21 protein-coding genes are annotated in these 22,197 nt (G+C 69.5%); 10 read left to right on the forward strand and 11 right to left on the reverse strand.

Annotation, left to right across the window (positions count from 1 at the left end):
- Positions 1-7: 7 nt before the first annotated feature.
- Together Psi02_RS13080 and Psi02_RS13085 are read left to right on the forward strand one after the other, a co-directional pair.
- The gene (locus tag Psi02_RS13080; protein ID WP_203973876.1) at positions 8-1,438 is read left to right on the forward strand and encodes a sensor histidine kinase; all 1,431 of its coding nucleotides are present in this window, start codon (positions 8-10) and stop codon (positions 1,436-1,438) included.
- A gap of 105 nt (positions 1,439-1,543) precedes the next feature.
- Entirely contained in the window at positions 1,544-2,158 is a 615-nt protein-coding gene (locus Psi02_RS13085; RefSeq protein WP_203973878.1) for a LysE family translocator, read from the forward strand.
- Here the strand turns inward: Psi02_RS13085 and Psi02_RS13090 are convergent.
- The 7 genes from Psi02_RS13090 to Psi02_RS13120 form a co-directional block, all read right to left on the reverse strand.
- The gene (locus Psi02_RS13090; RefSeq protein ID WP_275415190.1) at positions 2,130-3,605 is read right to left on the reverse strand and encodes an amino acid permease; all 1,476 of its coding nucleotides are present in this window, start codon (positions 3,603-3,605) and stop codon (positions 2,130-2,132) included. The genes Psi02_RS13085 and Psi02_RS13090 overlap by 29 nt on opposite strands.
- Positions 3,606-3,727: 122 nt before the next feature.
- The gene (gene dxs, locus Psi02_RS13095) at positions 3,728-5,632 is read right to left on the reverse strand and encodes a 1-deoxy-D-xylulose-5-phosphate synthase (protein ID WP_203973879.1); all 1,905 of its coding nucleotides are present in this window, start codon (positions 5,630-5,632) and stop codon (positions 3,728-3,730) included.
- A gap of 244 nt (positions 5,633-5,876) precedes the next feature.
- Positions 5,877-7,082, reverse strand: coding sequence for an ROK family transcriptional regulator (locus Psi02_RS13100; protein WP_203974011.1), 1,206 nt, complete (start codon positions 7,080-7,082; stop codon positions 5,877-5,879).
- 86 nt (positions 7,083-7,168) lie between these two features.
- Entirely contained in the window at positions 7,169-8,419 is a 1,251-nt protein-coding gene (locus tag Psi02_RS13105) for a sugar ABC transporter permease (RefSeq protein ID WP_203973880.1), read from the reverse strand.
- Positions 8,416-9,192: an ATP-binding cassette domain-containing protein gene (locus Psi02_RS13110; protein ID WP_239094847.1), complete on the reverse strand. Its 777-nt coding sequence runs from the start codon at positions 9,190-9,192 to the stop codon at positions 8,416-8,418. The genes Psi02_RS13105 and Psi02_RS13110 overlap by 4 nt, the downstream gene beginning before the upstream one ends.
- Positions 9,193-9,258: 66 nt before the next feature.
- Positions 9,259-10,374, reverse strand: a complete 1,116-nt coding sequence (locus tag Psi02_RS13115) for a sugar ABC transporter substrate-binding protein (protein WP_203973881.1) — start codon at positions 10,372-10,374, stop codon at positions 9,259-9,261.
- A gap of 248 nt (positions 10,375-10,622) precedes the next feature.
- Positions 10,623-11,348 (reverse strand): TSUP family transporter, encoded by a 726-nt coding sequence (locus Psi02_RS13120; RefSeq protein ID WP_203973882.1) that lies wholly within the window; start codon positions 11,346-11,348, stop codon positions 10,623-10,625.
- Positions 11,349-11,513: 165 nt separating this feature from the next.
- Between Psi02_RS13120 and Psi02_RS13125 the strand changes: the two genes are divergently transcribed.
- Positions 11,514-11,843, forward strand: coding sequence for a hypothetical protein (locus Psi02_RS13125; RefSeq protein ID WP_203973883.1), 330 nt, complete (start codon positions 11,514-11,516; stop codon positions 11,841-11,843).
- Positions 11,809-12,141: a type II toxin-antitoxin system PemK/MazF family toxin gene (locus Psi02_RS13130; protein ID WP_203973884.1), complete on the forward strand. Its 333-nt coding sequence runs from the start codon at positions 11,809-11,811 to the stop codon at positions 12,139-12,141. The genes Psi02_RS13125 and Psi02_RS13130 overlap by 35 nt, the downstream gene beginning before the upstream one ends.
- Before the next feature lie 51 nt (positions 12,142-12,192).
- Here Psi02_RS13130 and Psi02_RS13135 read toward each other — a convergent pair whose 3' ends face one another.
- From Psi02_RS13135 to Psi02_RS13145, 3 genes are all read right to left on the reverse strand, one after another.
- Entirely contained in the window at positions 12,193-14,964 is a 2,772-nt protein-coding gene (locus Psi02_RS13135) for an aconitate hydratase (protein ID WP_203973885.1), read from the reverse strand.
- Between the two features lie 170 nt (positions 14,965-15,134).
- The gene (locus Psi02_RS13140; RefSeq protein WP_203973886.1) at positions 15,135-15,854 is read right to left on the reverse strand and encodes a metal-dependent hydrolase; all 720 of its coding nucleotides are present in this window, start codon (positions 15,852-15,854) and stop codon (positions 15,135-15,137) included.
- A gap of 187 nt (positions 15,855-16,041) precedes the next feature.
- Positions 16,042-17,403: an MFS transporter gene (locus Psi02_RS13145; RefSeq protein ID WP_239094848.1), complete on the reverse strand. Its 1,362-nt coding sequence runs from the start codon at positions 17,401-17,403 to the stop codon at positions 16,042-16,044.
- Between the two features lie 87 nt (positions 17,404-17,490).
- Between Psi02_RS13145 and Psi02_RS13150 the strand changes: the two genes are divergently transcribed.
- From Psi02_RS13150 to Psi02_RS13170, 6 genes are all read left to right on the forward strand, one after another.
- A complete protein-coding gene (locus tag Psi02_RS13150) occupies positions 17,491-18,027 on the forward strand; it encodes a CGNR zinc finger domain-containing protein (RefSeq protein WP_203973888.1) in 537 nt (178 codons plus the stop codon).
- Between the two features lie 99 nt (positions 18,028-18,126).
- Entirely contained in the window at positions 18,127-18,849 is a 723-nt protein-coding gene (locus tag Psi02_RS13155; protein WP_239094849.1) for a PadR family transcriptional regulator, read from the forward strand.
- 4 nt (positions 18,850-18,853) lie between these two features.
- On the forward strand, positions 18,854-19,390 hold the full coding sequence (locus tag Psi02_RS13160) for a DUF1707 SHOCT-like domain-containing protein (RefSeq protein ID WP_203973890.1): 537 nt from the start codon (positions 18,854-18,856) through the stop codon (positions 19,388-19,390).
- 151 nt (positions 19,391-19,541) lie between these two features.
- Positions 19,542-20,645, forward strand: coding sequence for a HesA/MoeB/ThiF family protein (locus tag Psi02_RS13165; RefSeq protein WP_203973892.1), 1,104 nt, complete (start codon positions 19,542-19,544; stop codon positions 20,643-20,645).
- A gap of 104 nt (positions 20,646-20,749) precedes the next feature.
- Entirely contained in the window at positions 20,750-20,875 is a 126-nt protein-coding gene (locus Psi02_RS40705; protein ID WP_275409548.1) for a hypothetical protein, read from the forward strand.
- Between the two features lie 105 nt (positions 20,876-20,980).
- Positions 20,981-21,595, forward strand: coding sequence for a DUF6879 family protein (locus tag Psi02_RS13170; RefSeq protein WP_203973894.1), 615 nt, complete (start codon positions 20,981-20,983; stop codon positions 21,593-21,595).
- Here the strand turns inward: Psi02_RS13170 and mug are convergent.
- On the reverse strand, positions 21,538-22,155 hold the full coding sequence (mug, locus tag Psi02_RS13175) for a G/U mismatch-specific DNA glycosylase (RefSeq protein WP_203973895.1): 618 nt from the start codon (positions 22,153-22,155) through the stop codon (positions 21,538-21,540). The two genes, Psi02_RS13170 and mug, sit on opposite strands and share 58 nt — an antisense overlap.
- Positions 22,156-22,197 lie beyond the last annotated feature (42 nt).

The following is a 22,197-nucleotide window of genomic DNA, read 5'->3' on the forward strand; positions in this document are numbered from 1 at the left end:
GGTCTTCGTGCGCGCGATACCGCTGTCCGCCCCTTTCGCACGGCCGTTCCCATGGTCCATACGATCTCGCACGGCCCTGCTGATCACCGTGCTGATCGTGCTCCTCATGGTGCCCGCGTGTGCGCAGAAAGAGCTGTTGACGCGTCAGACGGAGCGGCAGACCGCCTGGCTGGCCGTCCAGCGGCAGGCCGAGCTGACCGCGGCCTCCGTCCGTTTCGGCCATCTGCGGAACCCGGTGGAACCACAGGTCCTCGGCGTCGACCTGATCCAGGTCGTCGGCCTGCGCCGCCGAATACTCGCCGCCTCGACGGCCGCCCACGGGCTCGCCCCGCTGACCCAGGTGTGGCCCTCGGCACGCAATCCGCAGCAGGACGTCCGCACGTGTGCGCAGCGGCGTTTCGGATGCCTCTACGTCGCGGCCTTCAGGGTCGACCCCGCCATGGGCTCCGCCGTCGTCTACGCGGCCCGGCGGGTGCCGGGCGGAGCCTCCGTCTCGATGGGCGGGCTCCTGTTCGGCGTCGAGGCGGCCGTGCTGGTCATGGTGGCCACCTGGGCGATCTGGACGATCACCGGCCGCCTCCTGTCCCCGATCGAGGCCATCCGCAGGGAGTTGTCCACGATCACCGCGGACGACCTCGGCCGCCGCGTTCCCGAACCGCGGGGGATGACGGAGGTCGCCCGGCTCGCCACGACGATCAACGGCACTCTCGACCGGCTGGAGGAGGCCGGCGGGCGTGCCGAGCGGGCACTGACGCGGCAGCACCGGTTCGCCGGCGACGCCTCGCACGAACTGCGCACCCCCCTCGCCGGATTGCGCGTCCTCCTGGAGGAGGCACGGTTGCATCCCGGCCAGGCGGAGGGGCACCTGGTGATCCGCGACGCCCTGAGCGCCGTGGACAGGCTTCAGGCGATCACCACCGACCTGCTCCTGCTGGCGCGCGCGGACGCGGGGACGCCGGCCGAACACGAACCGATCGACCTGTCCGGCTTGGTCGAGGAGGAGACTTCCCGGCGCCTGGACCGGTTTCCGGTGCGGCTTCGGCTCGAGCCCGGGGTGACCGTCCACGCCTCACGGATACAGATGGCCCGCGTGCTGACCAACCTGCTGGACAACGCCCAGCGGCACGCGGCGCACGCCGTACAGGTCGAGGTTCGCCGCGACGCCCGCTTCGCCGAGTTGTCGGTCTCCGACGACGGAACAGGGGTCCCCGAGGCGGAGCGGGAACGGATCTTCGAGCGATTCACCAGACTGGATGCCGCGCGCAGCCGCGACCGGGGAGGCACCGGTCTGGGTCTCGCGATCGCGCGCGAAGTCGCCGACGCCCACCAGGGAAGCCTGACGGCCAGAGAGTCGCCGCAAGGCGGCGCCCGATTCGTCCTGCGCATCCCCATCGACGGATCCGCCCGGCCCACGGCTCCCGGTCAGCGGCCGCCCTGACCGGATTCGCGGCCGGCCTGAATGGAAGGCCGCGGCCGAGACCGGCTCGACTGCCGGCGGCCCTCTCGATAGCCTCCCCAGAACATCTATCCGGAGGGGCGCCGCGTGACGGAGTTGCTGCTGGGGCTCAGCCTCGGGCTGGGAGCCGGAGTCACTCCGGGCGCGCTGCTGAGCCTCGTGATCGCGGCCAGCCTGCGCGGCGGCTTCCGGTCCGGAGTGCGCCTGGCGTGTGTGCCGCTCCTGTCGGACCTCCCCGTGGTGCTCCTGTCCCTCACCGCCGTCGGGGCGATGCCCGGGACGTTCGTGCGCGTGTTGTCGGCCGTAGGCGGGCTCTACGTCGTCTACCTGGGCGTCTCGACCATCCGCGAGGCCCGTGCGGCCGAACCGCCGCGGCCCGGCGACGCCGAGCCGTCCTCCGCGCGGCAGGTCCTGAGCGCGGTCGTGGTGAACCTCCTCAACCCCCATCCCTGGCTGTTCTGGATCGCCGTCGGCGCACCGGCCTTCGACGCCGCGTGGGAGCACTCCCCCGCGTCGGCCCTGGCCTTCGTGGGCGGCTTCTACCTGGTCCTGTGCGGCTCCAAGGTGGCCCTCGCCTGGGCGGTGGGGGCGGGCAGGCACCGTCTCAGCCTCAGGGGCTACCGGCTGCTGCTCGGCGGCAGCGGCCTCCTGCTGACCGCCGCGGGCGCCGTCCTCAGTTTTCGAGGACTGGCTCCCCAGTGACCTGGACGCGGCTCCTGCGGTGGCCGTACCCGAAATAGACCGCGGCGCCGATCACCATCCACACGGCGAACCTGAGCCAGGTCTCGACCGGCAGGTTGAGCATCAGGTAAACGCAGGCCAGCACCGCCAGTACGGGCACCAGCGGCACCCACGGCGTCCGGAAGGACCGCGGCAGTTCCGGCCGGGTGCGCCTGAGGATGATCACCGCGATCGAGACCACGACGAACGCGAACAGCGTGCCGATGTTGACCAGTTCGGCGATCGCCGCGAGCGGGATGAACGCCGCGAGGAGCGCCGTCACCACCCCGATGACGACAGTGATCCGGTACGGCGTGCGGAACCGGGGGTGGACGCGGGCGAGGGACCGCGGCAGCAGGTTGTCCCGGCACATCGCGAACAGCACCCGGCTCTGTCCCAGCATGAGGATCATCACGACCGTGGTCAGCCCGGTGATGCCGCCGACGCTGATGAGCGTCGCCAGCCACGGCTGCCCCACCGCCCTGAAGGCGTCGGCGAGCGGCGCCGACACGCTGAGCGAGGAGTAGTGCTGCATCCCGACGACGACGAGGGACACCACCACGTAGAGGATCGTGCAGACGGCCAGCGAGACGATGATGCCGATGGGGAGGTCACGCTGCGGCCTGCGCGTCTCCTCCGCCGCCGTGGCGACCACGTCGAACCCGATGTAGGCGAAGAAGACCAGCGCCGCACCCGTGAAGATCCCGAAGACACCGAAGACCACGGGCTGCACGCCGAACAGCACCTGGATGAGCGGCGCGGCGAGCCCGCCCCTGCCCTCGACCACATGGGACGGCGGGATGAACGGCTGGTAGTTGGCGCCCTTCACGAAGAACAGGCCCGCGACGATGACGAGCAGGACCACCGCCATCTTGATCGCCACCATGGTCGCGTTGAACCGCGCGGAGAGCTTGATGCCGGCCACCAGGACGGCCGTCAGCGCCAGCACGATCAGCGCCGCGGGCACGTTGACGACGGCCTGGTCACCGGCCAGGGAGGCCGGCAGGTCGATCCCGAAGTTCCTCAGCAGCGACGTGAGGTATCCCGACCAGCCGGAGGCGACGACGGCGGCGCCGAGAGCCATCTCGAGCATGAGGTCCCACCCGATGATCCACGCGGGGAACTCCCCGATCGTCGCGTAGGCGAAGGTGTAGGCCGACCCGGCGACGGGGACGGTGGACGCGAACTCGGCGTAGCAGAGCGCCGCCAGCCCGCAGGCGATCCCGGCGACGACGAACGACAGCGCCACGGCCGGACCGGCCGTGTTGCGCGCCGCCACGCCGGTCAGGACGAAGATGCCCGTGCCGACGATGACGCCGATTCCGAACACGGTCAGGTCGAGGGCGCTCAGGGTCCGCTTCAGGCGATGCTCGCCGCCCTCGGCGTCCTGGATCGACTGCTCAACCGTCTTGGTCCGGAACACGCTCATCCGCAGGCTCCTCATCGTTCCGATGACCTGCAGACTTCCCGTAATCGCCGGTGTTACGCCCGGTTCACGCCGACGGGCACGGACCCGGCGGGCGGGTCCGGCGCCGCCGGATCACGCACCGGTCACTGCGGCTGGCGCGCGGGATGCCGCTCCAGCACGGGCGAGCGCTTGGCGACCGCCTCGGTGATCTCCCGGGCGAGGTCCTGACCGGTGAGACCGATCTCGGCGAGGATCTTCTGGCGCTTGGCGTGGTCGAGGAACCGCTGGGGAATTCCGTAGGTCCGCACCGGAACGTCCACGTCGGCGTCGCGCAGCATGCGGGCGACGGCGTCGCCCACGCCCCCGGACCGCCCGCCGTCCTCGACGACCACGACCAGTTTGTGCGCCGCCGCCGCGAGCACCAGGGCCTCGTCGAGCGGCTTGGCCCAGCGGGGGTCCACCACCGTGGCGGAGATGCCCTGGGCGTCGAGCAGGGTCGCCGCGTCCATGCAGATGTCGGCCATGGGGCCGACCGCGACCAGCAGGACGTCGGGGTCGCCGGCCCGCAGCACGTCCATCCCGCCGAGGTGGCCCACGGCCTCGATCTCCCGCGGCAGCGCACCCTTGGGGAAGCGGACGACCGACGGGCCGCCCTCGACGGCGACCGACTCGGCGAGCAGTTCGCGCAGCCGTACGGCGTCGCGGGGCACGGCGATCGACAGGCCGGGGATCACCTGGAGCATCGACAGGTCCCACATGCCGTTGTGGCTCGGCCCGTCGTCGCCGGTGACGCCGGCGCGGTCGAGCACGACCGTGACCGGAAGCCGGTGCAGGGCGACGTCCATCAGAAGCTGGTCGAAGGCCCGGTTGAGGAAGGTCGCGTAGATCGCGACCACGGGGTGCAGACCGCCGAGGGCGAGACCGGCGGCGCTGGTCAGCGCGTGCTGCTCCGCGATGCCCACGTCGTAGATCCGCTGGGGATAGGCGTCGGCGAAGGCGGCGAGCCCGACCGGGTGGAGCATGGCCGCGGTGATCGCGACGACGTCCTCCCGCTGCGCGCCGATCTTCACCATCTCCTCGCTGAACACGTTCGTCCAGCTGTGCGGCCTCGCCCGCTCCTCACCTGTCTCGACGTCGAAGGGCTGCGGGCTGTGGAAGCAGTCCTCGTCGTGGTTCTCCGCGTGCGCGTACCCGTGTCCCTTGTGCGTGAGCACGTGGACGATGACCGGCCCGCGGTAGGCCCTCGCCCGGCGCAGCGCCGCCTCGACCGCCGGCTCGTCATGGCCGTCGATCGGGCCCACGTACTTCAGGCCCAGGTCCTCGAACATGACCTGCGGGGTGAAGATGTCCTTCAGCCCCTTCTTGACGCCGTGCAGCGTCTCGTACAGGGGCGCGCCGACGACGGGCACCCGGCCGAGGTTGTTCTTGACCAGTTCCAGCGCCTGCTCGTACCGCTGCGTCATCCGCAGGGTCGACAGGTGTGAGGCGAGGCCGCCGATCGTCGGGGAGTAGGAGCGCCCGTTGTCGTTGACCACGACGATCAGGGGCAGGTCCTTGCGCGCGGCGATGTTGTTCAGCGCCTCCCAGGCCATGCCGCCCGTCAGCGCCCCGTCGCCGATCACCGCGACCGCGGTGCGGTCGGTCTCGCCGCGGAGGGCGAACGCCTTGGCCAGGCCGTCGGCGTAGGACAGCGCGGTGGAGGCGTGCGAGTTCTCGATCACGTCGTGCTCGGACTCCGCCTGGCTGGGGTAGCCGGACAGCCCGCCCTCCTGCCGCAGCGTGCCGAAGTCGCCCGCGCGGCCGGTCAGCATCTTGTGCACGTACGTCTGGTGGCCGGTGTCGAACAGGAGCCGGTCGCGCGGCGAGTCGAAGACGCGGTGCAGGGCGATGGTCAGCTCCACCACACCGAGGTTGGGACCCAGGTGGCCACCCGTGCGGGCCACGGCGGAGACCAGCAGGTCCCGGATCTCCATGGCGAGTTCCGGCAGATCGCCGGCGGCCAGGTTCTTCAGATCGAGCGGGTCCTTAATCGTCTCCAGAATCCCCACCGAGTCATCCCTTTCGCTCGTCTTCGAACAGACCAGAGTGTAGTTCGCGAGAGCGTCTCTCCCTCTAGGAACCGCACTGAACCTTCACACCCCGAGAGGGAATTCTCGTTAATTGTGCTTTACCGCCCATTCACCTCGACATCGGGGGTCCCCCCTTCCCCGTACGGCGCTTCCATATGGGGTGGAATGCCCATTCGCGCTTCGTCTTAGGCTTTCGCCCGACTTCGCGGGCCTGTGACCCAGGTCACGAGGTCTGGCGGGACAGGACGTCGAGAGGGTCCGCGAGCACCTTGCCGAAGGCGAGTTCGGCGGCTCCCAGCAGGGGCGCGTCGTCCCCCAGTCCCGACGTGCGCAGCCGCAGGTGCTCCCTCGACGCGCCGAGGGTCCCGGTGTTGATCTGGCTGCGGACCTGGGCCGCGGACCCCAGGTACATCTCTCTGAGCGTGCCCCCGAAGATCACCATCTCGGGGTTGAAGATGTTGACCAGGTTGGCGACGCCGAGGCCGAGCCAGTTGCCCACCCCATGGAGCGCCTCCTGGGCGACCACGTCGCCCCGGTCGGCGGCGTCGACCACGGACCGCACGCCGTCCCGGCCGACCGCCTCACCGCCGCCGCGCCCGGCGTGCTCCATCAGCGCCCGCTCCCCCACCTCGGCTTCGAGGCAGCCCCGGGAGCCGCAGGCGCACGGCCGGCCGCCGGGGTTGACGATCATGTGGCCGACCTCTCCCCCGTAGCCGGCGAAACCCCCGAGGAGCTGGCCGTTCACCACGATGCCGCCGCCGATCCCCACGTCGCCGTGCAGGTACACCAGATCGCGGCAGCCCAGCCCGATCCCCCGCGTGTGCTCGGCGAGCGCGCCGAGGTTGGCGTCGTTCCCGACGTTCACCGGCAGCCCGAGCGCGAGCTTCCCGGAGAGCTCCTCGCCGAAGGGCATCTCCTCCAGGCCGATGTTCGGCCCGATCCTGACGACCCCGTCCGACTTCCGTACGGCGCCGCAGAACGCCGCGGCCGCCCCGACGCAGATCGTGTCGGGGCGCGTCTTGCGGAGCATCTGCCTGGCGAACCCCGCCAGGATGGCGACGACCTGCGGCATGTCGAACGACCCGCGTTGCCGCAGGGCGACCCGGCGGTCCAGGATCACCCCGCCGAGGCCGACGCGGGCCGCGGCGAGCCGGTCCACGCCGACGTCGAACGCCAGCACGTAGACCCTTGACGACTCCGGCCGGACGACCAGCGACGGGCGCCCCGCCTTGCCGGTGTCCTTCGGGAGCTCCTCCCGGACCAGGCCCGCGGCCGTCAGGTCGGCGGTCAGCGCCATGATGGTGCTGCGGTTCAACCCCATCAGGCTGGTCAGCTCCGCCCGGGAGGTGGGCCCTCCCAGGTGGACGTGGCGGAGCAGTGTGCCGAGGTTGTGCTTGCGGATCTCCTCCTGTGAGGGACCTGCGCGCATCATCTGGACAGCCTCGGTTCTCCTCGGGGGTCAGGGACCGGTGATCACCTTACGGCGGCGATCACCTTGTTGTGTTCATAGGGGGTTCATCGTCGGCCGGTCGAGGCCGCCCGCTTCCTGGACAGGGCGTCGACGCCGGCGGCCAGCAGCAGCACCGAGCCGGTGACGACGTACTTCACCCCCGCGCTGTAGCCCATCAGGCCCATGCCGTTCTGGATGACGGCCACGACGGCGCCGCCGAGCACCGCGTCGAGGGCCCGGCCCTTGCCGCCGAACAGGCTGGTGCCGCCGATGACGGCCGCGCCCACGGCGAACAGCAGCACGTCGCTGCCGCCCGTGTTCGGGTCGACCGAGTTGGCGCGGGACGCCGCGATGATGCCGCCGATCGACGCCATGAACGAACAGATGACGAACGCCGAGATGCGGATGCGGTCCACGTCGATGCCGGCGCGGCGCGAGGCCTCGGCGTTGCCGCCCACGGCGTAGATGTGCCGGCCGTACGCCGTGCGGCGCAGGACGAACGTCCACACGAACAGCAGCACCACGATGACCGGGACCACGATCGGCACGCCCTTGAGGGACACGATGATGGCGTTGCGGCTGCGCTCCAGGTTCAGCACGTAGACCGCCACACCGCTGATCACGGCGAGCGACAGGACCCGGAACGCGATGAGCGTGAGCGGGTCGGCCAGCAGTCCGCGGCCGATGCGGCGGCGGGCCCTGAAGAGCTGGATGCCCGCGTAGACGACCACGCCGACGACCAGCACGATCCAGCTCACGATCGGCGGCACGTTCTTGTTGGCGATCGCCAGAATCGTGGTGTCCCTGATCGAGATGTTCGTGCCGCCCTTGACCAGCAGCAGCAGAACGCCCTGGAAGCCCAGGAAGGCGGCCAGCGTGACGACGAACGAGGGGACGCCCAGCTTGGCGACCAGCGCACCGAGGACCAGGCCGATGACGACACCGGTCAGCATGGCGGCGGCGACGGCGGTGTACCAGGGCCAGCCGTTGTTGGTGAGCGACACGGCCAGGACGGCCGCGCAGACGCCGCTGGCGTAGCCCGCGGACAGGTCGATCTCACCGAGCAGGAGGACGAAGATCAGGCCCATCGCGATGACCACGACCGCCGCGCCCTGGGTGAACAGGTTCGCGAAGTTCCCCGGCGTCAGGAAGGCGGGCCTGAGGATCGAGAACAACACGCAGAGCACGATGAGGCCGAAGACCGCCGGCAGGGCACCCAGCTCGCCGCCGCGGACCCGGTCGAGGTAGTTCTTCACATAGCCGCCGATGGACGCGTCGGCTTTGTGCGCCTGCTCCGGGAGCGTTTCCGTCGTCATGATGCCGCTCCGTTGCCGTTCTTGATGCCGAGCTCACCGCTGCGCCCGGCCGTGATGAGTTCCACGACCTGCGAGTGGGTCACCTCGGAGGTCTTGACCTGGGCGGCCATCCGTCCCAGATAGAGGGCCGCGATCCGGTCGGAGACGGCGAACACGTCGTTCATGTTGTGCGAGATGAGCACCACGGCGAGCCCGTTGTCGGCCAGCCGCCGGACCAGTTCGAGCACCTGCGCCGTCTGGGCGACGCCCAGCGCGGCGGTCGGCTCGTCGAGGATGACGACCTTGCTGTTCCACAGGACGGCCTTGGCGATCGCGACGGTCTGGCGCTGACCTCCCGAGAGGCTGGCGACGTACTGGCGGAGCGAGGTGACCGTGCGGACGGACAGACCGTCGAGGGTCTTGGCCGCCATCTCCTCCATCGTTGCCTCGTCGAGGACCAGCCCGCTCTTGCGCTCGCGACCGAGGAACATGTTCTGGACGATGTCCAGGTTGTCGCAGAGGGCGAGGTCCTGGTAGACGATCTCGACGCCCAGGTCGGCGGCGTCCCTGGGCCCGCTGACGTGGACCTTCTCACCTTCGAAGAAGTAGTCGCCGGCGTCGATGGGGTGGATCCCACCGATGCATTTCACCAGCGTGGACTTACCGGCGCCGTTGTCGCCGACAAGTGCTGTCACCTCTCCTGAGTACACCGAGAAGGCGACGTCGTGAAGGACCTGAACGGCACCGAAGCTCTTGTTGATGCCGCGCAGTTCCAGGACCGGTCCCTGGGACACGATGGATGACTCCGTACTTCAAGGGGCCGGTACGGCTGCTGCCGTACCGGCCCGATCGGGTGGAACTTAGCTGACGCCGGCCTCGGTGCACTTGGCGGCGAAGTCGCCGGTGCACAGCTCGTCCTTGGTCACGTAGCCGTCGGCGACGACGTCCTTGACGCTGTCGAAGTAGATCGGCTGCGGGTCGAGCAGGACCGAGGGGACGTCACGGCCCGACTCCGGGTCCTTGGTGCTCGAGGGAGCGGCCGGCTTCTCACCCTTGGCGAGGGCGATGGCCAGCTGCGAGGCCGCGTCCGCCTCCTTCTTGATCGCCTTGTAGACCGTCATGCACTGGTCGCCGGCGAGGATGTTCTGGAGGCCCTGCACGGTCGCGTCCTGGCCGGTGACCGGGACCTTGCCGTTGAGCTTCTCCTTCTTCAGCACCGCGATGGCGGCGTTGCCGAGGCCGTCGTTCGCGGCGAGCACGCCGGCGATCTTGGGCTCCTGGGTCAGCATCGTCTCGAAGATGGTGCCGGCCTGCGCGTTGTCCCAGTCGGGAACCGACTGGTCCGGGCCCTTGACGTAGTCGCCGGAGTCGTACTTCGCCTTGAGGACGGAGTCGTAGCCGTTCTTGAACAGCGTCGCGTTGTTGTCGGTCGGCGAGCCGTTCAGCTCGGCGATGATCGGCTTGTCGGCCTTGTCGTCGGTGAGGCACTTCACCAGGCCCTCACCCTGCAGCTGGCCGACCTTCTCGTTGTCGAACGACACGTAGTAGGAGGCGCTGCCGCCGAGGGTCAGGCGGTCGTAGTCGATCGTCGCGACGCCCTGCGACTGGGCCTTGTCCAGCACGGCCTTGCCGGTGCCGCTGTCCAGGTTGACGATCACCAGGACCTTGGCGCCGTTCGTGATCATCTGGTCGGCGATCGTCTGGAACGCGGTCTTGTCGCCCTGGGCGTTCTGGATGTCCGACTCGACACCGGCCGCGTCGAACGCCTCCTTGAGGTACTTCCGGTCGGCGGTCTCCCACCGGGCCGACGACTTGCTGTCGGGGAGGATGACGCCGATCTTGCCGACCGAGGCGCCGGTCGCCGACGGCGCTCCGCTCGCCGAGGCCGAGGTGCCACCGTCATCGCCCCCGCAGGCGGTGAGACCAAGGGAGAGCGCCGCCACTGTGGCGCCGATTGTGAGGATCCCCTTGCGCATTGGCGTGGGTCCTTTCTGACTGGGGGTCTATGAAGAGGTGCGGCCCACCACGCTTGCGATCTCAGAAGCCGGCACTGAGATTGCTGGTCGACCGCCCGGTTCGGCAACGCCGGGTCACGGCACTCACCGCTCCAGGGAATGTTGTTTGAGACAACGTAAGTCAGAACCAAAGCGGGAGGTAAGACACAGGACGGTAACTTTTGTTGTCCGCGGTAACAATGAAGAAACGAGAGTTGGCCGGACCGTCATCACCTGGCAAGACTCTGGCCGAGGAGTGTGCACGCGGACACGGTCGCGACCGCGAGCACCGCGACGCGCAGCCTGCCGCCGTCGAGGCGACGCCGGAGGGGGCCCGACACGGCGAACCCGAGGATCATGAAGGGAATGAGAGCCGCTCCGGTCCCGAGCGCGCGGGCGGGCAATTTGCCGACGATGGCGAGAATGCCCAGCGACTGCACGGCGCTCACCAGGAAGAACAGCGCCAGAGTGGCCCTGATCTGCGGCCCCCGGGCGCTCTGGTAGACCAGGGCCATCGGCGGGCCGCCGATGCCGGTCGCCGTCCCGGTGATCCCGGAGAGGAACCCGGCGGCCGTGGTCGTGATCCCGTTGCGCGGCACGGCCGGCGCCCGAGCCGTCAGCGCGACCGCGACCATCACCATCACGCCGACGAGGACGCCCAGCACGCTGGTGCTCACATAGACCACGACGACGGCCCCGATGACACTGCCGGGCAGCCTTCCCAGGAGGGCGAAGCCGAGGCCGCGCCAGTCGATCCTGCGCCACTCGGCGGCCAGCGTGAACAGCGGCAGCGTGGCGTTGACGACCTGGACGGCGCCCGGCATGACACCCGGGTTCGTGATGGCGATCAGCGGTGCGGCCATGAGGCCCAGACCGAATCCGATCCCTCCCTGGACGACCGCACCCACGAATACCGCCACACCACCCGCGAGCAGCGGGAGCAGTTCAGACCACATGCCGGGCAACCCTGCCGCCCGACCTCCTCCCCCGGCAACAGGTTAAGCCGTCAATCACCGTCAGTAATCGAATTCTCTTGCGAACGCCGATCGACGGCTCGTATGGTTGTATCTCGATGACGTCGTCATAGACCCATCTGTAGACATCGGCGTAGCCTCTTTCGTATGAACGGCGAGCAGAAGCACACGACGATCAGGGTCACCACTCTTACTCGCGACAAGATCGCGCACATCGCCGAACAGGAAGGCAGACCCATGACCGCAGTGATCGACGACGCCGTCGCCGACTACGAGACGAAGATGTTCTGGCAGACCCTGCGCGAACAGATCGAGCGGACGCAACGAGAGGACCCGGAGAGCTGGGCCGAATACGTCGCGGAGACCGAACTGTTCGACAACGCCGCGGCGGACGGCCTCGGCACCGATGACATCCCCTCCTACACGATTGCGGAGAACCCCCATGAGAGTCCTGCAGGGAGAGATCTGGCTGACTGAGTTCGGCCAGGATGTCGGCAACGAACGGTCGGGTCGGCGACCTGTATTGATCATCAGCAACGACAACTTCAACGACACGATCCCGGGGCTCACCATCGTCGCCCCGATGACCTCGCGTTCGCGAGGCTGGATGAGTCACGTGAAGGTCGAGCCGGCAGCCACCGGGCTGGACCGAGTCAGCTGGATCATGACCGAACAGGTTCGCGCCGTCTCCAGAAGACGCTTCATGACGCAGATCGGAACAGCGTCCAAGGAAACCGTCGCGGAAGTCACGGATCTGATGCGCAAGTTGCTGTGAACGCACTTGAGCCGCCCGGACGGAGGTCCGGGCGGCTCAATGCGGTTGAGGTCAGCTCTTGGCGAGCAGCGACCGCAGGACGTACTGCATGATGCCGCCGTGGCGGTAGTAGTCGGCCTCTCCGGGGGTGTCGATCCGCACGACCGCCTGGAACTCGACGTCGCCGGCCCTCACCGTCACGGTCGCCGGCGTCGTCCCGTCGTTGAGCGCCTCGACCCCGGTGATGTCGAAGGTCTCCGCACCGGTCAGTCCGAGTGAGGCCGCGGTCTGCCCCTCGGGGAACTGGAGGGGCAGCACGCCCATGCCGATCAGGTTCGACCGGTGGATGCGCTCGTAGGACTCCGCGATGACAGCGCGGACACCGAGCAGCGCGGTCCCCTTGGCCGCCCAGTCACGGGACGACCCGGAGCCGTACTCCTTGCCCGCGAGGACGACCAGTGGAATCCCCGCCGCCTGGTAGTTGCTCGAGGCGTCGTAGATGAACGCCTGCTCGCCGCCCTGGGTGAAGTCGCGGGTGAAGCCGCCCTCCACACCGTCGAGCAGGAGGTTCCTCAGCCGGATGTTGGCGAAGGTGCCCCGGATCATCACCTCGTGATTGCCGCGGCGGGAACCGTAGGAGTTGAAGTCCTTGACCTCGACGCCGTGCTCGCGCAGGTAGCGACCGGCCGGGGAGTCCGCCTTGATCGAGCCGGCGGGCGAGATGTGGTCGGTCGTGACCGAGTCGCCGAGCAGCGCCAGCACCCGCGCGCCGGCGATGTCCGACACCGGCTCCGGGGACGCGGGCATCCCGTCGAAGTACGGCGCCTTGCGGACGTAGGTCGAGGCCGGGTCCCACTCGAAGGTGTTGCCGGTCGGGATCGGCAGCTCCTGCCAGTTCTCGTCGCCCTTGAAGACGTCGGCGTAGTCCCGCAGGAACATGTCCTGGCCGATGGACTCCGACACCACCGAGGCGACGTCCTCCGGCGCGGGCCAGATGTCCGCGAGGAACACCGGCTTGCCGTCCGAGCCCGTGCCGAGCGGCTCGTTGTTCAGGTCGATGTCCATCGTGCCGGCCAGCGCGTAGGCGACGACCAGCGGCGGCGACGCCAGGTAGTTCATCTTGACGTCGGGGTTGATGCGGCCCTCGAAGTTGCGGTTGCCCGAGAGCACCGCGGTCACCGCGAGGTCGGACTCCTGGACGGCCGCCGAGATCTCCGGCTCCAGCGGGCCCGAGTTCCCGATGCAGGTGGTGCATCCGTAGCCGACGAGGTTGAACCCCAGCTTGTCGAGGTACGGCGTGAGGCCGGAGCGCTCGAAGTAGCCGGTGACGACCTGGGAGCCGGGAGCGAGCGAGGTCTTCACCCACGGCTTGCGCGCCAGGCCCTTGTCGACGGCGTTCTTGGCGAGCAGCGCCGCGCCGAGCATGACGTACGGGTTGGAGGTGTTGGTGCACGAGGTGATCGCGGCGATCGTGACCACGCCGTGGTCGATCTCGAACGACGTGCCGTCCGACAGCGTGACCGGGGTCGGCCGGTGCGGGCGCTCACCGTTGAGGTGGGCGGGGTGCGGCACGTCCCCGTTGCCGCCGTGCGAGATCGCCGGCGAATCCGAGGCCGGGAACGACTCCGCGGAGGACTCGTCCGTGGGCCCCTGGATGCTGTCGCCCTGCACGTAGTCGCGGACGGCCGCCCGCCACGCCGACTTCGAGTCCGTCAGGGCGATGCGGTCCTGCGGGCGCTTGGGCCCGGCGATCGACGGGACCACGGTCGCCAGGTCGAGCTCGATGTATTCCGAGAAGACGGGCTCGGCCGACGGGTCGAGCCAGAGGCCCTGCTCCTTGGCGTACGCCTCGACGAGCGCGACCTGCTCCGCGGAGCGGCCGGTCAGCTTGAGGTAGTCGGTCGTCTGCTCGTCGATCGGGAAGATCGCGCAGGTGGAGCCGAACTCGGGGCTCATGTTGCCGATCGTGGCCCGGTTGGCCAGCGGGACGCTGGAGACGCCCTCGCCGTAGAACTCGACGAACTTGCCGACCACGCCGTGCTTGCGCAGGATCTCGGTGATCGTGAGCACCAGGTCGGTGGCGGTCGCGCCCGCGGGCAGCTTGCCGGTCAGCTTGAAGCCGACCACCCGCGGGATCAGCATCGAGATCGGCTGGCCGAGCATCGCGGCCTCGGCCTCGATGCCTCCGACGCCCCAGCCGAGGACGCCGATGCCGTTCTCCATCGTGGTGTGGGAGTCGGTGCCGACACAGGTGTCGGGGTACGCCTTGCCGTCCCGGATCATGACCACCCGGGCCAGGTGCTCGATGTTCACCTGGTGGACGATGCCGGTGCCCGGCGGGACGACCTTGAACTCGTCGAAGGCGGTCTGTCCCCAGCGCAGGAACTGGTACCGCTCGCGGTTGCGCTCGTACTCCCGCTCGACGTTGCGAGCGAAGGAGTCGGGGTGGCCGAAGTAGTCGACGATGACCGAGTGGTCGATGACCATCTCGGCGGGCGCGAGGGGGTTGATCCTCGCCGGGTCGCCGCCCAGGTCGCGTACGGCCTCCCGCATGGTGGCCAGGTCCACGACACAGGGGACGCCGGTGAAGTCCTGCATGATCACGCGGGCCGGGGTGAACTGGATCTCCACGCTCGGGGTGGCCCCCGGGTCCCAGCCCGCGATCGCACGGACGTGGTCGGCGGTGATGTTCGCGCCGTCCTCCGTGCGTAGAAGGTTCTCAAGCAGGATCTTCAGGCTGTACGGGAGGCGCGCCGACCCCTCGACGGCGTCCAGCCGATAGATCTCGTACGACGCGTCACCGACGCGGAGCGTGTCACGGCTGCCGAAGCTGTTCGCGGACACGAAGGATCGCCTCCCCAGGTTTCCGGGCTTGTCTCACGTTGTATGCATCCTGCCGCACCTGCGGTACGCGCCGGGCAACGAGGTGCGCCCTAACGCGTTGGATGTCTCGACATCAAGATATCTCGGAAGATATCTCGACATCAAGTTACTTGCCAGTACGCCGAATCCGCTCAGGCGGGGATCAGGCGAAGGCAGAGCAGGGCGACCACCGCCACGGACAGGGCCGGGCCGAGAATCTTGTTCTCGAAGGTCTTCCCGGTCTTGATGCCGATGTCGAACGGCAGCAGCCACCGCGTCTTGATGGGCCAGAGCACGGGGCATCCCCGCTCGGTCAGGCAGTCGCCGATCACGTGCGCGAGACAGCCGACCCCGATCGCGAATCCCAGCCAGGAGTACGTGACGCCCAGCATGTGGAACAGGATGAACATCGCGGCGGTGAGGGCCACGTTGACCACGGCGGAGGTGATCGTGCGGCCGGGGACGCCGATGCCGATGGCACGCAGGGCCAGGCCGATCATCAGCACGATGAGGACGTCACGCCCGATCGGGGAGTATTGCCCCAGCAGGTGGGCGCCGACGCCCGCGAACGCGGCGAACAAGAGGGAATGGGTGGCGTGGCGGTGCCCCCCGCTGACGAAGTTCACGCCCTTGCTGAGCAACCACGTGGCCGGACCGAAGGTCTGCGCGATGGTCGCGCTGGGATGGTCGAGATCGGGCAGCATCGCCGCGCCCGCGCAGACGACCGCGCCCGCGATCAGCTCCGGCGGACTCAGCACCGTCCCCGTCACCGTGGCCAGTTCCGGCGAGGTCACACCAGGTAACGCTATGAGTGCCGGCGTGACCGCCAGCCAGACGACAGCCCCACTGAGGGCATGGGAATGCCCCATCATGACAAGATCACGGCGGAGATCGTACGGCACCGGGCCGACAAAATCATCGAACCAGTCATTTGCCGCGTGTCGCCCGATATGGGCGAGGACCCCGGAGATACAGCAGACGGGATTGTTCCTCTCCGAGAGCACCCCCCAGCCCTCTCAGAGCAGAACAATCCCGTCTGCTGGAGATAACGTGCCGGTCTCAGGTCCTGTTCCCGTTTGGGCGGATATTCTCGTGATCTGCGTCACTATCCTCCCCGGTATCCGATTCGGCGGCTCGGCGCAGTTGCGCCGCCGTGACGTTCCACAGAAACGGTACGGTCAGCGCGGCCACCGCCACGGCGAAAACGGCGAAGGCCACGCGGAGTCCGTAGACCTCGGCGAGCACCCCGGCAAGCGCCGCGCCGAGGGGCAACGTCCCCCATCCGAGCAGGCGGGCCGCCGAGCCGTACCTGCCGAGGAGGCGGTCGGGCACGAGGGCCTGCGCGATCGTCCGGGAGTTCACCGTCCAGAGGGTGCCGCCCATTCCCCCGGCGAACGCGGCGACGCCGACGGCCCAGGCGACCGGGAACACCGCGGGGACGACCATCATGAGGAAGGTGCCGACCAGGTCGGCGAACAGCGCCCATCGCACGCCCAGCAGCCGGTTGACCACGGCGGTCAGCCCCGCGCCCGCGAGCCCGCCCAGGCCGATGGCGCTGATCAGCAGGCCGTATCCGCGGGGATCGGCCGCCAGCACCGCGGTCGCGTAGGACGGCATGAGCGCCAGCCACGCGCTCCACGCTCCCGCGAGAACGGTGATCGTCAAGGAGAGGGTCCGCAGCAGCCGGTCGCGCCACAGGAACCGCAGTCCCTCCCCGATCTCGGCGATCACGCCCGCCACGCCCTCCCGCGCCTCGGGCTCAGGCTCGGACGCGAGCCCATCGGCTCCCCGGTGGACAGGCCGGAACGAACCGGCGAGCAGCGCGATCAGCACGGCCCCCACGGCGAACGCCGCGGCCGAGGAACCGAGGGCGAGCGCGGCCCCGACGCCCACGAGCAACCCGCCGACCGCCGGCCCGCAGAATTCGTTGGCCAGGGTCTCCACGCCGGCGATCCACGCGTTCGCCCTGGCCCGGCGTCGCCGCGGGACGGCCGCGGGCACGACGGCGCCGGTGGCCGTGTTGGCCACGACCTCGGCGGCGCCGATGACCAGTCCCGCCGCGTACAGGACCGCCATGGACAGCCCGTCGCCGGTGGCGACGACGAGCAGGGCCAGCGCCGTGACCAGGCGCACGAGGTCGGCGAGGATGATCAGCCGCCGCCGGTCCGCCCGGTCGGCGAGTACGCCCACGGGGAGCGAGACGAGCAGCCAGGGCAGGGTGAGCGTGAGCCCGACGACGGCCACCTGTCCAGGAGTACCGCCGAGCCCGACGGCCAGCAGCGGCAGCGTGATCTTCAGGACGCCGTCGGCCATGTTCGTCATCGCCGTGAAGGCGACCAGCACGACCTCGTTGCGGCCGGAGCGCGATCTCTCCTTGTCCGGGGACGCGACCAGGGCCTGATTCGCCGGTGTGTCGCTCACGGCACTCCAAACCTTCTATCCACTTAGACGGTTAGAGGCTAACCGTCTAAGTGGTTTGATGGAAGACATGAAGGCAGGACGATGAACATGACCGAGCCGTCCCGGCATGCGGCGCTGATCCGCGATTTCGCCAACACGGTGGACGTCGAGGAGGGCACCGACACGATCACGTCGCCCGAGGGACTGGCGGCCTGGCTGCGGGAACAGGGGCTCTCCCCCGGCGGTGTGGACGAGGCCGCCCACCGGCAGGCGATCGTCCTGCGCACCGGCCTGCGGGCCCGGCTGCTGGCCAACAACGCCGGGGCGGCCGATCCGCGGGCGATGGAGGAGGCCCAGGCCGTACTGGACGGACTCCCGCTCAGGGTGCTCCTCGGGACGGAGCACGAGCCGGGCGAGCCCCTGCGCGGCGCCGGGCCGCTCGCCGCGATCGGCGCTGCGTGGGCGCTCGTCGTGGCCGGCGGGGAGTGGCGGCGGCTCAAACAGTGCCCGGACCATTCGTGCGAGTGGGTGTTCTGGGACGCCACCCGGAGCCGCACCCGGCGCTGGTGCACGATGCGGGTCTGCGGCAATCGCGCCAAGTCGCGGGCGTACGCCGATCGCCAGAAGGCGGCACGCGACACCTAGATCCGGGCAATCGCGAGATTTGGGGTTGTTCTTTAGAACGATCGCGATATATCTTTGAAGCATCAAGAGGTAGTCGAGACCGTTCGAAGGAGGACGACCATGACAACGCCTTTCGTCATGGACGGGCCATGGGCCCATCGAGATGAGTTCCGCCGGTTACGGCATGCGCTGCGTGCCGCCATGAGAGGAGCAGCCATGTGGCAGGACGAGCATCACAATCCCGGTCCGCACGAGCATCGGCACAGGGGCGGCCACCGGGGGCGCGGCCCGTGGGGCGGCTTCGGGCCGGGCGGGCCGTTCGGACCGGGAGGACCGTTCGGACCGGGCGGCACGCCGTTCGGCCGAGGGTTCGGCAGGCCCAGGAAGGCCAAGCGCGGTGACGTCCGCGCCGCCATCCTCGCGCTGCTCGCCGAGGAGCCCCGCAACGGATACCAGATCATCCAGGAGATCGCCGAGCGCAGCGAGGGCGGCTGGAAGCCCAGTCCCGGCGCCGTCTACCCGGCTCTCCAGCAGCTCACCGACGAGGGCCTGGTCCGCACCGAGGAGACGGACGGCCGCAAGACCTTCCAGCTCACCGAGGCCGGCCGCGCGTACATCGAGGCCCACCCGGACGAGGTGCGAGCCCCCTGGGAGGACATGACTCCGGACATCGGGGACAACGTCCACGAGCTGTTCGACCTGTCCCGTCAGGCCGCCTCGGCCCTGTTCCAGCTCGCGCAGACCGGAACCGACGGCCAGGTGAGGCAGGCCAAGCAGGTGCTGACCGAGACGCGGCGCAAGCTCTACCAGATCCTCGCAGACGGCGACCCCGCCGAGGAGTGACGAAATGGCCTCTCAGGACGAGATGCGGATCGGCGACAAAGAGCGCGACGAGGTGACCCGGAGCCTGCACGACGCGTTCGTGCAGGGCCGGATCACCCGCGACGAACTCGACCAGCGCCTCGACGCCACCCTTTCCGCCCGCACCGCGGGCGACCTCCGGCAGATCACCGCCGACCTCCCGGGCGCCTACGTGCCGTACGGCCCGGGCACCACGCTTCGCGACCCCGCCCCCGGACCGCACGCAATGCCATGGGAGGGCGGGCCGCCCTGGCGCCGGGATCACGGAGACCTCGCGACCTGGGGAGTGCACCTGGCCGCGGCACGCCGGCGGGCCCACCGCGGGCATGCTCACCGGGGCAGGCCTCCGTTCCCGTTCATGGTCATCGGGGCGCTGGTGCTCCTCGCGGTGCTGACCGGTGCGGCATGGCCGCTGTTCGCCGTGATCAAGGTCCTGTTCCTCGTCTGGTTGATCATGACCGTGGCGGGCCTGATCCGTCACCGCCGCGGTCACGGACACCGGCGGTCCGGAATTGGGTCTTGAACAACCGGGCACCAGATGATGACTTGGCGAGCGGGGCCTGTCTCGGTCGGCTGCGGACACGTCGCGACAACGGTTCCGGCCGCGTGACCTCCGAGCAGACGGTGGAGCGGGCGCCCGCTCCGCCGGCCGTCTCGCGAGGGGAACCGGACAGGTGCTGCTGCCACGGGTCAAGCGGAGGCACGAGCCGCACCGGCTCGACGACGGCACCGTGCGCATCGGAGGCGAGATCTACGGGCTCGCCTCCGAGATCACCGATCCGCTCGGGGGGGCGTGGGCCGCGCTGTCCCTGATGGACGGCACGCGGACGCCCGACGACATCGCCGAGATCATCTGTGGCTCCGTGCCCGGCCTCTCGGCGCCGGAAGCGCGCGAGATCGTGAGCATCCTGATCGATTCCGGCCACGTGGAGGACGCGTCCGCCCAGGTGCCCGACGAGATCAGCGTGCGGGAGCGCGATCGGTACGGCAGGAGCCAGGCGTTCTTCCACCTCGTCGACCTGACCCCGCGCCCGCACGCCTGGGAGGCCCAACTGCGCCTCAAGAAGGCCCGGGTCGTGGTCCTCGGTCTCGGCGGGACCGGCAGCCACGCCGCGTGGGCGCTCGCGGCGACCGGGGTCGGGCGCATCCACTGCGTCGACGCCGACGTGGTGGAGTTGTCGAACCTCAACCGGCAGGTCCTCTACACCGAGGACGACATCGGCCGCATGAAGGTCGACATCGCCATGGAGAGGTTGCGCCAGCTGAACTCCGACATCGAGATCACCGGCGAGAGCCGCAGGGTGGACGGCGAAGCGGGCCTCCGGCTCCTCCTCGAGGACTGCGACGTGCTCGCGTTGTGCGCCGACGAGCCGCGAGGGCGCGGCCTGGCCGAGGGGATCAGCATCTGGGCCAACCGCGTCTGCGCGAGTCTGGGCGTTCCCTGGGTCGGGGGTGGATACAACGGCCCACTGGTCACCGTGGGAACGTTCGAACGCGGGCGCGGAGCCTGCTTCGAGTGCCTCATCGAAGGGGAGGCACGCAGGCGGCGGCCCGATCTTCCCGTGGACCTCGGAGGGCCGGGCGTGCTGGCCATATCGGCCGGCATCTCCGGTCAACTCGTCGCCCATGCGGTCATCTCCTTGATCACCGGCGTGCCTCAGCCCACGACGGGAACGTTCCTGGGGCTGAACCTCATCGCCCCCGAGCACCACGTATGGGTCCGCCACCCGCCGCGCCCCGACTGCCCCGTGTGCGCGCCCTCCGGCCTGACCGCGTGAGCGGTACGGAATTGGGTCTTGACCGGTCGTGGCCCACGGCGAAACATCAACCTGTCGCTTTCGGGGGGAAACGGGCGCGGCCACACCGAACAACGGAGGGCGAGATGCACCCGACCGAGGCAGAGCCCGAGCCAGAGGACCGGAACGAGCGGCAGGCCACCACGAAGATCCTGATCAGAAAGCTGGACACGACGGAGACGACCGTGTGCAGCAACTCCACAGGGAACTAAGACCACCACGTTCGTCAGACGAACCGCGGCGAGGTTCCACATCCGGGCTGGGGCCTCGACGCGGGTCCCACGACTCGATCTCGGCGTACAGCCGGAGGAGACCCCATGCCCGGAGAGGCGATCGAACGCGTCAGACAGGCCGCAGGAGTGATCCTGCCCGTCACCGACTACCTCGCGGAATTCTACGAGTGCTTCCAGGACGTCGAGGGAGTCGTCTGGAAGCTCGAACGAGCGCAACACTTCCACGAGCCGGACGTGCCGAGCTGGGTCGCCATGATGGAGGGCGACTGGCGCCGCGCCCTGACGCTGATCAAGGAGATGCGCTTCTCCCGCGATCTGCCGTCCCAGATCCAGCTCCGCCGTCTGCGGATCGTGGAGACGCCGCTCACGCCGTACATGCACTGGGAGTTGGTGCTGCTCGCGGCGCGGACCCGCGCGGGTGAGCGGGCCCGTGTGCTGCCCGCGCCGGCGGTGCGATGGCTGGAGCGCGACGCCCCGCTTCCCGAACTGGTGATCCTGGGGCCCGATCTCATGTACGAGGTGCTCTACGACCGGACGGGCGCCCACACCGGAGGGCGGCGGATCACCGACCCTCGCGTGATCGAGGAGTGCGTGGGCATCATGGCCGAGCTGTACGGCACGGCAGAAGAACTGCTCGACCACTACGAACGGGAGGTCGTCCCGTTGCCCCCGCCGGTGATCAGCCCGGTCTCCTCCTGAGCGCCGGGCACGGCTCGCGCGTGGGCGGCCGCCGGGCGCAGGCGGGCCATCTCCGCGGCGATGGCCTCCAGCCGCCAGTGGGCGTTGAGGCCGCTCGGGTTGGGCAACACCCACAGCTCCGCGCCGCCGATCGCGTCGTCCTGCGGGCCGATCGCGGCCCTGGGCCGCCCGAATGCGACGCGGTAGGCGGACACGCCGGCGACGGCCACCACCCGGGGACCGTTGACCCGCACGAGATCCGCGAGCAGTACGCCGCCCTCGCGGATCTCCTCGGGCGTGAGCTCCTCGGCCCGCGCGGTCGCCCGGGCCACCAGGTTGGTGATGCCGAGGCCGTACGACGGGAGCAGCCATTGCTCGTGCGGTTCCAGCCTGCGCGGGACCAGGCCCGACAGGTGCAGCGCGGGCCAGAAGCGGTTGCCCGGCCGGGCGAAGTGGTGGCCGGTCGCCGCGGAGTACAGGCCCGGGTTGATCCCGCAGAACAGCACGTCGAGACCGGGCCCGATCACGTCGGGGATGGTCGCGTCCCTGGCCGCCTCGAGCTCGGCCTTGGTCGGAGGCATGACCAGATCGTAGGCCTCACCCCCGCTCCCCTCGTCGGCGAG

Source organism: Planotetraspora silvatica, from assembly GCF_016863315.1.
GTDB classification, from domain to species: Bacteria; Actinomycetota; Actinomycetes; order Streptosporangiales; family Streptosporangiaceae; genus Planotetraspora; species Planotetraspora silvatica.

Coding starts and splice junctions, on each gene's coding strand:
- Psi02_RS13130 (WP_203973884.1), top strand. CDS start 11,809: ATGAGAGTCCTGCAGGGAGAGATCTGGCTGACTGAGTTCGGCCAGGAT.
- Psi02_RS13170 (WP_203973894.1), top strand. CDS start 20,981: ATGCCCGGAGAGGCGATCGAACGCGTCAGACAGGCCGCAGGAGTGATC.
- Psi02_RS13100 (WP_203974011.1), bottom strand. CDS start 7,082: ATGCGCGCAGGTCCCTCACAGGAGGAGATCCGCAAGCACAACCTCGGC.
- Psi02_RS40705 (WP_275409548.1), top strand. CDS start 20,750: ATGCACCCGACCGAGGCAGAGCCCGAGCCAGAGGACCGGAACGAGCGG.
- Psi02_RS13140 (WP_203973886.1), bottom strand. CDS start 15,854: ATGATGGGGCATTCCCATGCCCTCAGTGGGGCTGTCGTCTGGCTGGCG.
- Psi02_RS13150 (WP_203973888.1), top strand. CDS start 17,491: ATGACCGAGCCGTCCCGGCATGCGGCGCTGATCCGCGATTTCGCCAAC.
- Psi02_RS13090 (WP_275415190.1), bottom strand. CDS start 3,605: ATGAGCGTGTTCCGGACCAAGACGGTTGAGCAGTCGATCCAGGACGCC.
- Psi02_RS13125 (WP_203973883.1), top strand. CDS start 11,514: ATGAACGGCGAGCAGAAGCACACGACGATCAGGGTCACCACTCTTACT.
- Psi02_RS13120 (WP_203973882.1), bottom strand. CDS start 11,348: ATGTGGTCTGAACTGCTCCCGCTGCTCGCGGGTGGTGTGGCGGTATTC.
- Psi02_RS13155 (WP_239094849.1), top strand. CDS start 18,127: ATGACAACGCCTTTCGTCATGGACGGGCCATGGGCCCATCGAGATGAG.
- Psi02_RS13160 (WP_203973890.1), top strand. CDS start 18,854: ATGGCCTCTCAGGACGAGATGCGGATCGGCGACAAAGAGCGCGACGAG.
- Psi02_RS13105 (WP_203973880.1), bottom strand. CDS start 8,419: ATGACGACGGAAACGCTCCCGGAGCAGGCGCACAAAGCCGACGCGTCC.
- Psi02_RS13115 (WP_203973881.1), bottom strand. CDS start 10,374: ATGCGCAAGGGGATCCTCACAATCGGCGCCACAGTGGCGGCGCTCTCC.
- mug (WP_203973895.1), bottom strand. CDS start 22,155: ATGCCTCCGACCAAGGCCGAGCTCGAGGCGGCCAGGGACGCGACCATC.